This window comes from Rhodococcus sp. 05-339-2 (genome assembly GCF_002258965.1).
Taxonomy (GTDB): domain Bacteria; phylum Actinomycetota; class Actinomycetes; order Mycobacteriales; family Mycobacteriaceae; genus Rhodococcoides.
The window spans coordinates 156,685-171,025 of sequence record NZ_NOYW01000014.1 but is presented as its reverse complement, the minus strand read 5'-3'; the positions used below and the strand labels follow the sequence as shown (position 1 = coordinate 171,025).

The window sequence follows — 14,341 nt, the reverse complement described above, 5'->3', positions numbered from 1 at the left end:
GTCAGGACGGCAGCAGCAGTTCGACGGCGACACCGAGTTCATGGGCCTGCCACGAGCAGGTTCCCCACGCATTCGACGACGTGTCATCGTGAAGAACATTGCGATCGTAGGTGCGTCGTTGGCTGGAGTCAGCGCTATCGAGGCGCTCCGCGATCTCGATTACAGCGGGGCGATTCACCTGATCGGTGCAGAGCCCGAGCTGCCGTACACGCGCCCTCCGTTGTCCAAGGAAGCACTTGCCGACGGTGAGCTCGCCGTGGAAACACTCGCTCTACGGGAACCGGGCTGGTACGCCGAGAAAGGTGTCGATCTACACCTGGGCACCCACATCGCCTCGCTCGACACGTCCGAACGCCTGCTGCACGACGAGCACGGAGCGTCTCACTCGTATGACGGCCTCGTCATCGCAACCGGCAGCGGTGCAAGGCAATTACCGGCCTCGATGATCTCTCCACAGGCACAAGACGATGTCTTCACGTTGCGTACCCTTGCCGACGCTCGACGCATCAACGAGCGACTGGACCGAGGCCGTCGATTGACAGTCATCGGCGGCGGCTTCGTGGGGATGGAGGTCGCGGCGACCGCGGCCAAACTCGGCGTGATAGTCACCGTGGTCGACGTCGCAGCGATGCCGATGAGCAGAGTTTTCGGTCCCACCATCGGAAAGTGGTTCAACGCCATGCACCGCCGGAACGGAGTTGACGTCCGGTGCTCGACCAGCGTCGAACGCATCGAGAAGTCCGGAAGTGACGTCGTTGTCGTGTTGGTCGGTGGCGAACGGCTCACTACGGACACCGTGCTCGTCGGCATCGGCGGTGTGCCGGCCGTCGATTGGCTGGCCGGTTCCGGTGTGGCGGTCGGCAACGGAGTGGAATGCACTCCGGATCTGCAGACGTCGGTTCCTGGTGTCGTCGCCGCGGGCGACGTCGCATCCTGGCGTAACGACACTTTCGGCGAGGTCATGCGAGTCGAGCATTGGACCAATGCCGTCGAACAGGGTCGACACGTTGCCGGCCGACTCCTCGGCGACACCTCGAATTTCGCGTCGGTGCCCTACTTCTGGACCGATCAATTCGACGCAAAACTGCGTTTCTGCGGTCGCGCCAGCGCAGACGACGACATCTTCATCGAATCCCAGAACGAGAAGTCACTGGTTGCGTTGTTCGGTCGAGTCGGCGTCTTACGGGGAGTGGTATGCATCAACGCCCCCCGGAAGCTCGCCCAATACCGAACTGCCATAGGCGATTCGCAGATCTGGAACGACGTAGCGCGCAGCGCTTAGCTTTCTCCATTTTCCCGTCAGTACACCCCTACGAAAGAACGGAAATTGCACATGAGCAATGTCAGTACCGCGACGAATACCGATGCCCTCACGGTCATCGAGCTCTTCCCGCAGGACGAGGACTGGTCGCTGCAGACCATGCGTCTACTTGCCCAGGTTGCTGTCGGCGGCGCAGATCTCTTCGAGTGTGCCCGCACCGCAGCCCGCATCGGCAAGACCACCCAGGACAACGAGATCTGGCAGCGTGAGTGGAACCGGACGGCCGAAGAGGTCGCAGCCCTCGGGCGAGCGGCCCTCGAAGCCGGCGACAAGGTAACCGCACGACGTGCGCTGTTCAGGTCGTGCAGCTACTACCGCCACTCGGAATTCTTCCTGAGTTCCGACGACCCGCGGCGTGAAGAGGCATACCGCGCGGGTACGAGCAACTGGGCACAGGCAGCCGAACTCTCCGACGGACTCATCGAGCGCATCAGCGTTCCGTTCGAGGGCACCACGATGGACGGCTACTTCATCCGGCCGGACAACACTGGCAAAGCCCGCGCCACTGTGCTCTTCCTGGGCGGTGCCGATTCCTGGGCAGAGGAGCTGTACTTCCTCGGCGGTACCGAATTCCCGGCACGCGACATGAACGTCGTTGTCATCGACACTCCCGGCCGCGGCAGCTCGCTTCGCTTCAAGAAGCTCTACAGCCGGCCGGACTACGAAGTTCCCGTATCGGCGATCTTCGACGTACTCGAGAAGCGTGACGACGTCGATGCCGATCGTTTCGGCTTGGCCGGCGTCAGCTTCGGTGGCTACTACGCTCCTCGGGCTGCGGCCTTCGAGCCAAGGGTCAAGGCCGTCGCTGCATGGTGTGGAACCTGGAGCATCCTCACCGACTTCTACGAGTGGTACCCGCCACTCCAAGAGCAGCTGCAGTGGCTGTCGGGCTCGAAGGACGACGCCGAGGCACGCGAGAAGCTTGCCGAGTTCACCTTCGACGGCATCGCCGAGAAGCTTCAGATTCCCGTTTACGTCATGCACGGCACGGACGACATCATCATGGACATCAAGGGAGCTCACCGATTCGTGGACGCTCTGACGAGCAACGACGTCACCTTCGATGTCTACGACGCTGCTGGCTCGCTCCACTGCAGCTACGACTACCTTGCCGTTGCAGCAGCGCGCCTGACGGACTGGTTCGTGCACAAGCTCGGCGTCTAGTCGGAAACCACCCGGGCGGGTGACGGACACCGACTTCTCGCCGATCTACGGTGGAGTCAGTCGGAACGGCTTTCATCGGTCCTCACCTTTTCTCGTAAAACCAACCGACGAGGAGACTTATGTACGGCGTTCACAAATTGCTTTGGGATATTCGCCGAGACGGTGCCATCAAAAACCTCTATACCGATGATCCGGACGCTGCCCTGGACAGTTACGGAATCGAGGGGCCCTTTCGGAAATTGATGGCAGATTTCGATATCAAGGGCCTTTACGAGGCGGGAGTAAACCCGTACCTGCTGTACTTCGGTGCCATTCAGCTCGAGGTCGACAGGGCCGACTACTACGCGAGGATACGAGGGGAGACGACACCATGACCAACGGCCGAATAGTCGGGGCGTTCACGGCTTCGCATTCACCCGGCATCACTGGCTGGCCGGAACGCGCGGACCCAGAAAAGCGCCGTACAGTCGAAAGCGGTTACGGCGAAGCGCGGCAGCGGATTGAGGCGTTGCGGCCCGATGCCGTCATCGCAGTGTCCGTAGAACACTTCACCAATTTCAATCTCGGCAATCTGCCGGCATTTGCGGTTGCGACCGGTGACTCGTATTTGGGTCCGGTGACCGCCGAGATGGCGAAATTTGTCAAGGTCGAGCAGCACCAGTACCCCGGAGCCGCCGATCTGGGCAGGCACATTTACGATTTCGCGCTGCAATCCGAATTCGACCCATCGCTGGTCGAAGGCGGAATGACGTTCGATGAGAACTTCTGTGTCCCGCTGAAGCATCTCGATCCGAAGAGCGAGTTGCCACTCGTTCCGATCATCGTCAATGGGGTGAACCCACCATGGCCTTCGCCGAAACGTTGCTATGACTTCGGCAAGATGTTGGCAAGAGCGGTGGGCGCACAGGAGCAGTACGAGCGAGTCGTCGTGATCGGGACCGGGGGGTTGTCCCACTGGGTCGGCCTGCCGGAGTCCGGCACGGTCAACGAAACTTTCGACCGCGATTTTCTGCAGCGTTTCGACGATGGCGACCCTGAGCGCTTGACGGCGTACACCCAGGAAGACATCGATGCGGCAGGCAATGGTGCGCACGAAATTCGTACCTGGCTCGTCGCCGCCGGTGCGGTCGAGGTCGGGTTCGACATCTTGGCGTACGAACCGGTTCCCGAGTGGCTCACCGGTACAGCAGTTGCCGCAGCCCGAATCTGAACTATCTCCACAAAGTTTCAACCAACTCAACCAAGCAGGAGTAAATCGACATGAGTAAGTTGCCCAAGGTAAGCGGTAAGGACATGCGCGGCGTGATGGCGTATCCCCCCACCCCGGCATTGCCCGGTGCCGAGCGAGTCGATGCGACCAACACGGTCGACCTCGTGGAAACCGAGCGCATGATCCGTTCCTTGATCAGTGACGGTGTAGACGCCATCGCTCTGAACGGAACACTCGGCGAAATGGCCACTCTGACCCTCGAGGAGTGGAAGGCATTCGCAACCTGTGCTGCCGAGACCGCACAGTCGATCGACCCCGATTTCCCGCTGTTCATCGGTGCAACCACCCTGAACACCCGAGACACGATCTCGCGCATGCGCTTCCTCTCGGACCTCGGCGTCACGGGCACCCTGCTGGGTCGTCCGATGTGGGGCGAGATGGTGGTTTCGGTGATGGACAAGTTCTACCGTGACGTTGCCAATGCAGTTCCCGAGATGGCAATCGTGGTGTACGACAACACGGCAGCGTTCCGTGGCATCATTCCTCGCAGCGTGTACAAGACTCTGATCGAGCTGCCGCAGGTGGTGGCCGTCAAGTACGCCGGTGGCGCATCTGTGGGCTTCCGCTACCACAACGACATGGCGCACACGGGTACCAGCTTCCCCCTCATGTCCATCGAGACCGACTGGTTCCCGGCCTGGGAGATGTACGGCGAAGAGCTCGTCGGAATGGCCTGGTCGTCTACGACCGCCATGGGCCCCGGGCCCGTTCTGGAATTGCGCGATGCGCTCCAGCAAGGACGTTACGACGACGCGAAGTGGCTGACCGAGCGTCTGCGTTGGGCACACGAGCCCTTCCTCGTCGGCCAGGACTTCATGGAGTTCGCCAAGTACAACATCCCGCTCGAGAAGATGCGCGTCAACGAAGCCGGCTACATCAACGTCGGCAAGAGCCGCGTGCCGTACACCGAGGATCTGGTTCCCGAGGTGCACGCGCAGACCACGTCGGAGCACGTGAAGCGCTACATGCAGATCCGCACCGAGATCGAAGCCCGTTTCGGCGTTCGCGCATCCAAATTGGCCGACAAGGTCTAATTCGATGACGACTGCTGAACCCTCTGATCTCGCGGATTGGGTACAGCGGACCAGGCAGGGAATCGCCGAAGGGCGATTCCCTGCCAGGGCCTTCAACGACCAGTCCGTCTATGACCTCGAACAGAAGCACCTCTTCTCGCGTGCCTGGTGCTTCCTGGCTCATGAATCCGAAATCCCCTCCGCAGGTGACTATGTCACCCGCTTCATCGGAAACAACAGCATCATCGTCGCCCGCGGCGAGGATGGAACCGTTCACGCCAATTTGAACATGTGCCGGCATCGCGGCAACGTCATGTGCAAGTCCGAGATGGGGAACTCTTCGCACTTCCGATGCTCGTTTCATGGTTGGACGTACAAGAACACCGGCCAATTGATCGGTGTTCCGTACATGAAAGAGGGCTACGAAGGTCGTCTGAGGCGTAAGGACTGGGCCATGGTCCCGGTTCGCATCGACAGTTACGAAGGATTGATCTTCGGCACACTCGATCCCGAATCGGAGTCCTTGGGTGAATTCCTCGGCGACTTCCGCTTCTACCTGGACCTGTACCTGAAGCACGGTGAACAGGGATGTGAAATCCACGGTCCGCCCGACCATTGGTTGGCGAACACCGATTGGAAGATCTGTGCCGAGAATTTTGCGGGCGACGGATACCACACGCCGGTTGCGCATCAGTGGGGCTTCCATCTGGGATACTTTCCGTCATCCGGGTCGACGCACAGTCAAGGTTGGGCAGCCAGTGTTCCCGGGCGCGGCCATGGCGTCGGACTGGGCCACAGCCCCAACTTCCCTCCATTCGGGGGTTTTCCTCCGGAACTCGCGGAAGAGATGAAATCGGTTTTCAGCGCAGAACAGACCGAGGTGTTCTCGAAGGTACGTACCGCCGTCGGAACGGTTTTCCCGAATCTGTCGTTCCTGATGCAGCCCTTCAGCCTGGTGCCGGGTGAGCCGGGCGTGCGCTTTGTGACCATGCGTTTGTATCACCCCGTCGGGCCGGGGCGGATGGAAATGTACTCGTGGTGTCTCGTCCCGAAGGGTGCGTCCAAGGAATACAAGGACGCCGCATACCGGGCTTACACACTCGCTTTCGGTCAAGCCGGCACATTCGAGCAGGACGACTTCGAGAACTGGGCCAAGGTGACAAGGTCGGCAGCATCCACCATGGTTGCCGACGTCGACTTCCCGTACTCCATGGGAATGGACAGCGATCCGGACCCGGACTTTGCCGGTCCCGGTCACGTGGTTACCCCGTACGTGAATGACACGAACTTCCGCAACCTGTGGTCCCGGTGGGGCGACTACCTGGCAGACGAGGTGTGACAATGATGCCTCAGACGAGGTCGATATCGCGCGAGATCCAGTGGGATATACAAGAATTCCTGTACCGCGAGGCTTTGGCGCTCGACGAGCGTCGCTTCCGGGATTGGTTGGCATACCTGAGCGAGGACATTCGGTATGAAGTTCCGGTCCGCGTGACGCGGGAAGCCCTGGCGGAGTGGGAGCTATCTCCTACCTCGCGAATCTTCGACGATGACATGGAGACGTTGGAAGTCCGCGTCCAACGGCTCGAAACGGACTTTGCCTGGGCCGAGCAACCGCCCTCCCGGACACGCCATTACGTCACCAACATTCTCGTCGATCACACCGAGGTGCCGGACGAATACCTCGTCTCGTCCAATTGCTTCATCTATCGCAGCCGCGGAGACGATCCGAACCCGAGTCTGTATTCGATGTTCCGCAAGGACACGGTTCGATGGACCGAGGACGGTTGGCGTCTGGCACGCCGGTGGGCAGCGTTCGATCAGGCGCTGATCAACGCACACAATCTCTCGATTTTCATCTGAAGCGGAGGGTTTCACGTGAACGACGACGCAGCTGAGCCGGTATTCGAAAACCCCGAGATCGGGGAGGTATCGAATTACCCGACCGATGGCGGGAACGACGGACCGATCGTCATCGCAAATGAGTTTGCGGACGTCGTCGTTCGCAAGATATCGACGAGAAATGGTGTTCGACTGGATATTTGGTCGCCTCGCCGGGGGTCCAGAGTGATGTTGGATGCAGTCGCTCTCGATTGTCTGAGCTTTCAGGAGCCGGAGCTCATCACCGAACTACTCTCCCGGAGGCCTGCGCCATGACGAAGGACACCCGTCTGGAGGGGCTGAACATCCTCGTCCTCGGAGGTGGCTCGGGCATTGGACGAGGGGCTGCGTTGGCGTATCGCGACGCGGGTGCTCGGGTGGTCGTGGTCGAACGGTCCGCTGTGAACGCCGAATCGTTGGCCGCCGAACCCGGTATCGAGGTCGTGACCGGTGATGCCACCGATTCGGAGGTGATCTCGGAATCGATAGGCACGGCAACAGAGGGTGGCGTCCGGCTGTCGAACGTGACGTGCTGCGTAGGAGTCTTCGATCACTACGCGTCTTTGCGAACCCTCGAGGCGGACGAATTCGATGCAGCGGCACAAGAAATGTGGCGGTTGAACGTCCTGAGTGCGCTGTCGGCGGCGAGACTGGCGTGGCCGGCCCTACTGGATGCTCGGGGGTCACTGACCCTCACATTGTCCGAGTCCGCATTTCACCCAGTAGGGGGCGGAGTGCTCTACGGCAGCTCGAAGTGGGCGTTGCGTGGCGTAATTGCCCATCTCGCTGCCGATTTTGCCCCGCAGGTCAGGGTCAATGGTGTCGCGCCGGGTGGAACGTCTGGAACGTCGTTCTCCGGCCTCGTGGCTCTGTCTCAGGACACGCTGTCGGTCGAAACCTCGGTAGGGCGTGACGAGCGGATTGCCAAGGGCACCTTGTTGGGAACGACTCCGACGCCGCAAGATCACGGAAGCGCCTACGTGTACCTTGCCGACCCCGTCGGTGCCCGGATCATCACCGGCACCGTCATAAATTCGGATGGTGGGCGCGCTCGCTGAAAAGCCGCGCTCACCATCCGCTCCATCCTCAACTCACGGTGGCTTCGGGCGCTTGGCGGTCCGCAGCCCAGATCAATTGGACCAGCTCCGCTCGTGAGCCGACACCCGTCTTCGCATAGACGCGTTTGAGGTGTTGTTTGACGGTGTTCTCGCTGATGAACGCCCTGTCCGCAATGAGCCGTGTCGAGAGCCCCTGACTGGCGAATTCTGCGATTTGTTGCTCACGGCGGGTGAGAACAGACCACACCGGTAGGTCTCTGGTGGCGCGAGAACGAGCGTGCAACGTGGTCAGAACTGCTTTCGTCCTGTCGGGGAGGCGCACCGTCCGGGCGACGAACGACCGACCGGCCGACTCGATGTCCTGTACGACGACGCGTTTCCTGTCACTTCTGATCGATTCACAAGCCTGACGGACAGCCTCCGCGATGTGCAGATTCATGGAATCGGTTCCCTCCGACTCTCTTTCGGCCGCTTCGAGTTCATCGTTGGCAGTTCGGTTACGGTACTGCACTCGGCCGTCGGTATCCGTCAGGACAACACGGTCCGAGATGCGGTCCATGGCCGACTCGAACATGGACATCCGCTGGGCCAGCTGTTGAAGGTGTTGTGCGCGACGAAGCGCAAGTGCGAGGTGGTCGGCGACGATCGACGCCACCTCGAGATCGGCCGCGTCGAACGGACTCAAGTCGGCCGATCTGGCGAAATTAATCGTGCCCGTGACAGCGCCCGCGACGACGATAGGTGCCTCCAGCGAGTGCTCGAAGCCGCTGGCCTCGAGCACGGTGTGCGCGCCCGATCCATGCCAGCGCGACGCGCATATCTGTGAAGAATCGAACGGTCGACGATGCTCGAGGACGTGTGCGAGAACTGGATCGTCACTGCGCCCTCTGTCTTCGTATTCATGTAGCAGGCTGTCGTCCACTGCCGCATGTACGTCGAGGACGCGACCGGACTCGACGTGAAGTTGATACAGGCCGATACCGTCGGCGTCGATGATGTCGTGCACGGCCGTGAGAAAGACGGAGGCGACATCGTGGAGCGAGATGGCCGATTGCATGGCCAGCGCGAAAGAGTGCGTTCGTAGGGCCGGGTGGTTGCGTCTGTCCATCTCGGTGTCCTGTCGCTGATGATGTTCACCGGTGGATGAGTTGTACATTTCCGCGCGGATCCTCTGACCTCGGTGATCGTTCGGCTACCGACGATGACATGGATCACAGTGAGCGCGCATCCGTAAATTTACCCAAGTCTGCTCGGGGTGTCGGTTCGTAGACGGCACCCGCAGCCTCCGATGGGGGGGCACTCGACCCCGGGTGAGTGGTCCCGGGGTCGAGTCATGCGTCGAGGACGGTTTCGTCCTCAGAACCGGCTACCGCCGGTGCGAGGAGGGATCTTCCTGCCAGCGTCTGTGGCGGCCACCCGGTCGGCAGCTGCTACTGCATCGTCGAAGTCTGTTTTGGAAATTCCGAAGCGAACAAAGATTTCTTCCTCGGGGACTCCGCCGAAAGGCCTCCACTGTCGGGCCAACTCGAGGTACTCACCGAGCCTGCTTGTCGACAGTTCAGAATCCGATACCGTGCGAGATGCTTTCGTGCGGCCGAGCGGATCGGCTTTCCGCCTCTGCGAATCCAACATCTTTTCCCCTTCGCAACGAATGATCTGTCCGAGAAAAGAACCTATTGACACCGCGGGTGGGTACGACATCCCCGAACGGGTGTTTTCGTGAATGTCTTAGGGCTTCGGTTCGGCGGCGGCGACATTGTCCAGGGGTGCAGCGGAGGGTGAAGCCTGCAGGCGAGGAGGCGAATGCCGCCTGACGGCGATCAGCAAACCACCCGCAGCGAGGCCAGCTACGGCGAGCATGACGAACAATGCTCCGCTACTGATTGCGAGAAGGGCCGCGCCGGCAAAGGAGGCGGTGATGGCACCGAACCGTCCGACCGAAGCGCTCATGCCGATTCCTGTGGACCTCACGTTGGCGGGATATACGAACGCAGCCAGTGTGTACAACGTGCCTTGCAGTCCGGCGAAGAATGCGCCGAGGAGAATGAGCTGAACTATCAACACGAGGGACGACGATGCTGGATTGGGGCCTTGAAAGGCGAGCCACGCTGCCGTTGTGCCTCCGCCATAAGCGAGAACGGTCAAGACTCTGCGCGTTCCGAAACGGGAGATTGCGGCGGCCGCGGCAATGGTCATGACAATGCCGCCGAAGTTGTAGACGGAAATGGAGCGGCTGGCGAATGCAGCGTCGAACCCCGCGTCTGCGAACAGTGTGGGACCCCAGCTGACGAAGGAATAGAAGCCGAGCATGCTGAGGAAGAACAGTCCCCAGAGTGCCAGCGAGTCCCGTCTGATAGCAGGCCGGAGCAAGGCAGCGACCGATGCTCTTTCGACGGTGGTGTTTTCGCGTGCATGCACGGTCGTGCTTTCATCGAGGTGGTGGCCGAACTCTGCCATCCGTTCCCGTACCTTCGCCAAATCGGAGCTGCGTCCTCGGTCAGCAAGGATGAACACCGATTCGCGGAGAAACAGCCCCACGATCACGGTGAACAGCAGCGGGACCGCTCCGCCGACGAGAAAAAGGAAGCGCCATCCTTGATTCGGGAGGATCTCTGCGGCAACGAGTCCTCCAGCGAGGCTACCGATCGGTACACAGACCATACTGACGGCGACCGCAAGACTGCGATACTTCAATGGTGAGGTCTCGGCAACCAGTGCGGTTACCAGCGGAAAGACCATGCCGACCCCCAGGCCGGAGATGGCGCGCAACACGCCGATTGTCATGATGTTCTGGGCTGTGGCCAGCAGACAGGTCGTACCAGCGAAAATGACGATTGCCAGGATAATGCTCGGTTTTCGGCCGATTCGGTCTCCCAACCATCCACCGAAGCCTGCACCGATTGCCAGTCCCAGGAAGCCGATTGCAAAGATCCATGAGAATGAACCGCGTGAGATATTCAATTCTTCGGAAATCTGAGCCAACGACAGTGCCAGCAGTTGATTGTCGAAGCCGTCCAGCACCACGACCATAGCCGCTATCGCGATCGTGGACAGGTTTCTGCCTGATAGTGGTGCCTTGTCGACTGCGGACGTGAGATCGAAAGCTTCGGGTCCAGCTGTTTCCGGCGGGTCCGACTTGTGCATAGTTTCTCCTGTGTCGTCGAATTCTCGAGATTCCGGTCGGTGGTCACCTGCGTCTGCCGAACACCGGCTCAGTTGGTTTCGGTAGTCAACCAAGACATTTGCACCACGGTGTTGGAACGACGTCACCCGAACGGGTGGATTCGCTCCGGCGCAGTCGATTTGCGCGGAGAGGCAGCTTTCGGAGCGGACTCTTCGTCGTGTAAGAGGTGGTGTCCCGTCCGCTGAAACCGGTAATGAAAAGCGCTGCCCGCGACTGTGTTCGACCGTGTTATCGCGTGTGACTCGTTGCAGTTGGCGGGATCGACGACGGCGAAATTACCCGATTGGGTGTTGCCCACGGCGCCCACTCGCTGCAAGGTTGACGAACATCGGACGTGCGCATAGATCGGGTATCCCGAATACGTCCCATTCCGGTCGTCGTATGCCGAATCACGGCCTGTTCGAGGAGCTTGCAATTGAGTGCTGACGTAGACGACCTGCCCGGGGCCGCTGATGAGGCGCGTCAGCGGATATTCGACGCGGGCTTGGCCATTCGCAGACAAGTGTTAGGGGCAGGCTACGTCGACAACGCGCTAGGGCGTAGCCACGGGACTGATTCCGAGGATATGCAGCGGTATGTGACTGAGATGGTGTGGGGCTCGGTCTGGACGCGTCCGGGCCTCGACCGGCGCAGTCGAAGCTTGGTCAACTTGGGCATGCTCGTCGCACTGGGACAGCTGCACGAGCTCGGTCTCCATGTCCGTGGAAGTGTGCGTAACGGGCTGAGCCGCGAAGAAATCGTCGAGGCAATCCTCCACGCGACGGCCTACTGTGGTGCTCCGGCCGGATTGGCGGCCATGCGAATTGCCCAGGAGACGTTGACCGATGAGCTGGGGGACCGGTAGCCGGCACGGGACTCTCACTGACCCGTCACTCCGCGCGACGGTAGCTGTCGGATTCGCCCGGCCACTACGGCAAGTAATTGTGTCGATCGACTGACCATGTCGTGCGAACATGGGGTCGGTGTTGTCCAATGGGGCCAAACTAGGATCAGCCAGTTCCTCCTGCCGACTGAAGATGCAGAGGCTCCCCTATGACCGAAAGAACGTACTCCCGAATGCCTCGGCATTCGACAACTTTCGTCGGCCGAGCTCACGAGCAGGACGCCTTGGGCGCAGCACTGGCCACGAATCGGTTGACGCTGGTGGTCGGTCCTGGCGGGGTAGGTAAGACCCGGCTGGTCACGTCGGTGTTGGTCGAGGGACACGATGCGTTCGGCGGGGCGGCCGGCTCCACGTACTTCGCCGACGTTCGTCAGATCAGCGGTCTGAACGACTTCTGCGCGCGGATCGCCGAAGCGCTGGGGATGCGTGACGGTTCCGCCGCTGATCCCGTACTGGTGAACGATTTTGCCAGGAGTCAGGACGGGATCCTGGTACTGGACAGCTGCGAGAGTATCGATTCCGAGTGTCAAGTGTTCCTACAGGATCTGGCACTGACCGCGTCGAACCTGACGTTGGTGGCCACGAGTCGCAGGGTGCTACGCGTGGAGGGCGCTCACTTGATGACGCTCAGCCCGCTCCCTGTTCCGTCGACGGACGTCGACGTCACAGCGGCGGATATCCGCAGCTTCGACGCTGTCGACCTGTTCGTCGACCGGGCTCGCCTATTGAGCTCGACATTCACTGTCACCGATTCGAATGCGGCAGTATTGGTTCGTCTTCTCCACGGTCTCGACGGGTTGCCGCTCGCTATCGAACTCGCGGCGGGGTGGGTCCGCGCGCTGTCGCTGCAACAGATCATCGACAGGATGAACGCCCGCCCGGATTTCCCGAGGGGAGACAGCACCAGCCTCCACCCGAGGCACAGGACGTTGCAAACGCTGACCGAAGGAAGCTTCCAGTTATCAACGGAAGCAGAGCAATTGCTGTGGTGCCGGCTCACCGTCTTCTCCGGAGCCTTCGACCTCGCGGCCGTCGAGGCCGTATGCAGTAGCTCTCCGTTGCGAGAGGTCGATCTACTCGATCACATGGCTTCCTTGGTAGACCAGTCGATAGTGATCGTCGACAACCGTGGATCGCTAGCGCGTTATCGTCTGCCGCGTCTGGTCCGCGATTACGGGGACCAGCACCTCGACGAACGCGATGACCGTGCTCAACTTCGTAGGAACCATTTTGCTCACTACGCCGAGCGCGTTCAGTTCGCGGCTCACTCATGGCTACACGAGGGCACCGCGCAGCTACTCGTCGACTACGCCAACATCGTGGTCGCGATCGACTACGGGCTCACCGATTCCAGCCTTCATGGTGTCAGCGCTCGAATGGCTACCGACCTATGGCATTTCTGGTTTGCGACAGGGCAACTGAGTCGGGGTATCGATGTGCTCGAGCGCGTACTCGCGGCCACCGCGGAACCGACGGCGTACCGAGAACTCGCCTTCTGCGTAGCGGCTTACCTCTATCTGCTCCAGGACAATCTCCGGTACGCGGAGAGGCTCGTGGAGCATGCAGCGGAGATACAGGCAGTCAGTCGAGACCCCCTCAACCGGGCTTTCGCCCTGCAACTCGCGGGCATGATCGCGATGGGATACGGCCGGACGGCCGAGGCAACGCCTCTGATCGATGAGTCCGCCGCGATGTATCGGTCACTCGAAGGTTCTTTGGCCAGAGAGTTGTACCTCGATACGATCGGAGTCGCGGTCATGTGCGCCGTACTGACCGGCGACACGGACCGCGCGACTTCCCTTGCCGAACACGGTCTGGCCGTCTGCGAGGAGTCGAAGGACTACTACTGGCGTGGGTACATCGAGCTTGTTCTCGGAATAGCGAGTTGGGTGTCCGGGGATCACGAGGGCGGGCGGCGTTCCGCGGTCCGGGCCATGGGACATACAACAGATCAGCTGCTCACCACCCACTGTCTGGAGCTGCTGGCGTGGTGCGCTCAGTCTGCACGGTCGTCTGTTCGCGCCGCCCGGCTGTTCGGGGGAGCCGATCGTATGTGGCAGTTCCTGGGCGGCAGCTTCTCCGGTTTCCGTATGGTCGCCGCATACCGCGACGACAGCATCCGAAGGACTCGTGAACAAGCGGGCGAGCGACCGTTCCAGACCGCCTACGAACTCGGCAGGCGTATGACGCTGGATGAGCTGGTCGCGTATGCAGTCGAGACGGAGACAGAGACGGAACTGGACGACAGCGGGTTGACTGTGTTGACCCGTCGCGAGCTCGAGGTGGCGAGGCTGGTTGCAGCCGGTCTGAGCAACCGAGACATCGCATCCGATCTGATTATTTCCCAGCGAACCGTCGAAACCCACGTCGAACACATCCTGTCGAAATTGGCCCTGGAGAACCGCACCAAGGTGGCAGCGTGGATTCACGCGCGCAGCCGCGAATCCTCGGCATGAGCGATCTGACCGAGCAGTCCCGACGGCATACTGAACTCGAAGTTACGTAGCGATGTCCGTATTCCTACGGACGCCCCGCGCCTGTGATGCATGTCATTCTCGCCAGACGTC

The 14,341-nt window shown here is 60.8% G+C and carries 13 protein-coding genes; 11 read left to right on the top strand and 2 right to left on the bottom strand.

Annotation, left to right across the window (positions count from 1 at the left end):
* Window positions 1–88 precede the first annotated feature (88 nt).
* From CH273_RS11635 to CH273_RS11595, 9 genes are all read left to right on the top strand, one after another.
* Window positions 89–1,282: an NAD(P)/FAD-dependent oxidoreductase gene (locus tag CH273_RS11635; RefSeq protein WP_179275459.1), complete on the top strand. Its 1,194-nt coding sequence runs from the start codon at window positions 89–91 to the stop codon at window positions 1,280–1,282.
* A gap of 51 nt (window positions 1,283–1,333) precedes the next feature.
* Window positions 1,334–2,485 carry an alpha/beta hydrolase family protein gene (locus tag CH273_RS11630; RefSeq protein WP_052049590.1) on the top strand — a complete coding sequence of 384 codons (1,152 nt, stop codon included), beginning with the start codon at window positions 1,334–1,336 and terminating at the stop codon, window positions 2,483–2,485.
* Window positions 2,486–2,604: 119 nt separating this feature from the next.
* On the top strand, window positions 2,605–2,859 hold the full coding sequence (locus tag CH273_RS11625; RefSeq protein ID WP_032395675.1) for a hypothetical protein: 255 nt from the start codon (window positions 2,605–2,607) through the stop codon (window positions 2,857–2,859).
* Window positions 2,856–3,695, top strand: coding sequence for a DODA-type extradiol aromatic ring-opening family dioxygenase (locus CH273_RS11620; RefSeq protein ID WP_052049588.1), 840 nt, complete (start codon window positions 2,856–2,858; stop codon window positions 3,693–3,695). The genes CH273_RS11625 and CH273_RS11620 overlap by 4 nt, the downstream gene beginning before the upstream one ends.
* A gap of 50 nt (window positions 3,696–3,745) precedes the next feature.
* Entirely contained in the window at window positions 3,746–4,789 is a 1,044-nt protein-coding gene (locus CH273_RS11615) for a dihydrodipicolinate synthase family protein (RefSeq protein ID WP_032395674.1), read from the top strand.
* 4 nt (window positions 4,790–4,793) lie between these two features.
* Window positions 4,794–6,107, top strand: a complete 1,314-nt coding sequence (locus CH273_RS11610) for an aromatic ring-hydroxylating dioxygenase subunit alpha (RefSeq protein ID WP_094637998.1) — start codon at window positions 4,794–4,796, stop codon at window positions 6,105–6,107.
* A gap of 2 nt (window positions 6,108–6,109) precedes the next feature.
* A complete protein-coding gene (locus CH273_RS11605; RefSeq protein ID WP_032395673.1) occupies window positions 6,110–6,631 on the top strand; it encodes a 3-phenylpropionate/cinnamic acid dioxygenase subunit beta in 522 nt (173 codons plus the stop codon).
* 15 nt (window positions 6,632–6,646) lie between these two features.
* Window positions 6,647–6,925 carry a hypothetical protein gene (locus CH273_RS11600; RefSeq protein ID WP_052049584.1) on the top strand — a complete coding sequence of 93 codons (279 nt, stop codon included), beginning with the start codon at window positions 6,647–6,649 and terminating at the stop codon, window positions 6,923–6,925.
* Window positions 6,922–7,707, top strand: coding sequence for an SDR family oxidoreductase (locus CH273_RS11595; RefSeq protein WP_032395672.1), 786 nt, complete (start codon window positions 6,922–6,924; stop codon window positions 7,705–7,707). The genes CH273_RS11600 and CH273_RS11595 overlap by 4 nt, the downstream gene beginning before the upstream one ends.
* Before the next feature lie 28 nt (window positions 7,708–7,735).
* On the opposite strand, the gene CH273_RS11590 is transcribed toward CH273_RS11595, so the two are convergent.
* Both CH273_RS11590 and CH273_RS11585 read right to left on the bottom strand, forming a co-directional pair.
* Window positions 7,736–8,863 (bottom strand): LuxR C-terminal-related transcriptional regulator, encoded by a 1,128-nt coding sequence (locus CH273_RS11590; protein WP_032395671.1) that lies wholly within the window; start codon window positions 8,861–8,863, stop codon window positions 7,736–7,738.
* A gap of 572 nt (window positions 8,864–9,435) precedes the next feature.
* On the bottom strand, window positions 9,436–10,737 hold the full coding sequence (locus tag CH273_RS11585) for an MFS transporter (protein WP_179275458.1): 1,302 nt from the start codon (window positions 10,735–10,737) through the stop codon (window positions 9,436–9,438).
* A 590-nt stretch (window positions 10,738–11,327) separates the two neighbouring features.
* On the opposite strand from CH273_RS11585, the gene CH273_RS11580 reads away from it, so the two are divergent.
* The gene (locus tag CH273_RS11580) at window positions 11,328–11,735 is read left to right on the top strand and encodes a carboxymuconolactone decarboxylase family protein (protein WP_179275469.1); all 408 of its coding nucleotides are present in this window, start codon (window positions 11,328–11,330) and stop codon (window positions 11,733–11,735) included.
* 188 nt (window positions 11,736–11,923) lie between these two features.
* On the top strand, window positions 11,924–14,230 hold the full coding sequence (locus CH273_RS11575) for an ATP-binding protein (RefSeq protein WP_082322501.1): 2,307 nt from the start codon (window positions 11,924–11,926) through the stop codon (window positions 14,228–14,230).
* Window positions 14,231–14,341 lie beyond the last annotated feature (111 nt).

Excerpts from the sequence above, each read along its gene's own strand:
- CH273_RS11620 (WP_052049588.1), top strand. The coding sequence starts at position 2,856 with ATGACCAACGGCCGAATAGTCGGGGCGTTCACGGCTTCGCATTCACCC.
- CH273_RS11590 (WP_032395671.1), bottom strand. The coding sequence starts at position 8,863 with ATGTACAACTCATCCACCGGTGAACATCATCAGCGACAGGACACCGAG.
- CH273_RS11595 (WP_032395672.1), top strand. The coding sequence starts at position 6,922 with ATGACGAAGGACACCCGTCTGGAGGGGCTGAACATCCTCGTCCTCGGA.
- CH273_RS11625 (WP_032395675.1), top strand. The coding sequence starts at position 2,605 with ATGTACGGCGTTCACAAATTGCTTTGGGATATTCGCCGAGACGGTGCC.
- CH273_RS11630 (WP_052049590.1), top strand. The coding sequence starts at position 1,334 with ATGAGCAATGTCAGTACCGCGACGAATACCGATGCCCTCACGGTCATC.
- CH273_RS11605 (WP_032395673.1), top strand. The coding sequence starts at position 6,110 with ATGATGCCTCAGACGAGGTCGATATCGCGCGAGATCCAGTGGGATATA.
- CH273_RS11610 (WP_094637998.1), top strand. The coding sequence starts at position 4,794 with ATGACGACTGCTGAACCCTCTGATCTCGCGGATTGGGTACAGCGGACC.
- CH273_RS11585 (WP_179275458.1), bottom strand. The coding sequence starts at position 10,737 with ATGGTCGTGGTGCTGGACGGCTTCGACAATCAACTGCTGGCACTGTCG.
- CH273_RS11615 (WP_032395674.1), top strand. The coding sequence starts at position 3,746 with ATGAGTAAGTTGCCCAAGGTAAGCGGTAAGGACATGCGCGGCGTGATG.
- CH273_RS11575 (WP_082322501.1), top strand. The coding sequence starts at position 11,924 with ATGACCGAAAGAACGTACTCCCGAATGCCTCGGCATTCGACAACTTTC.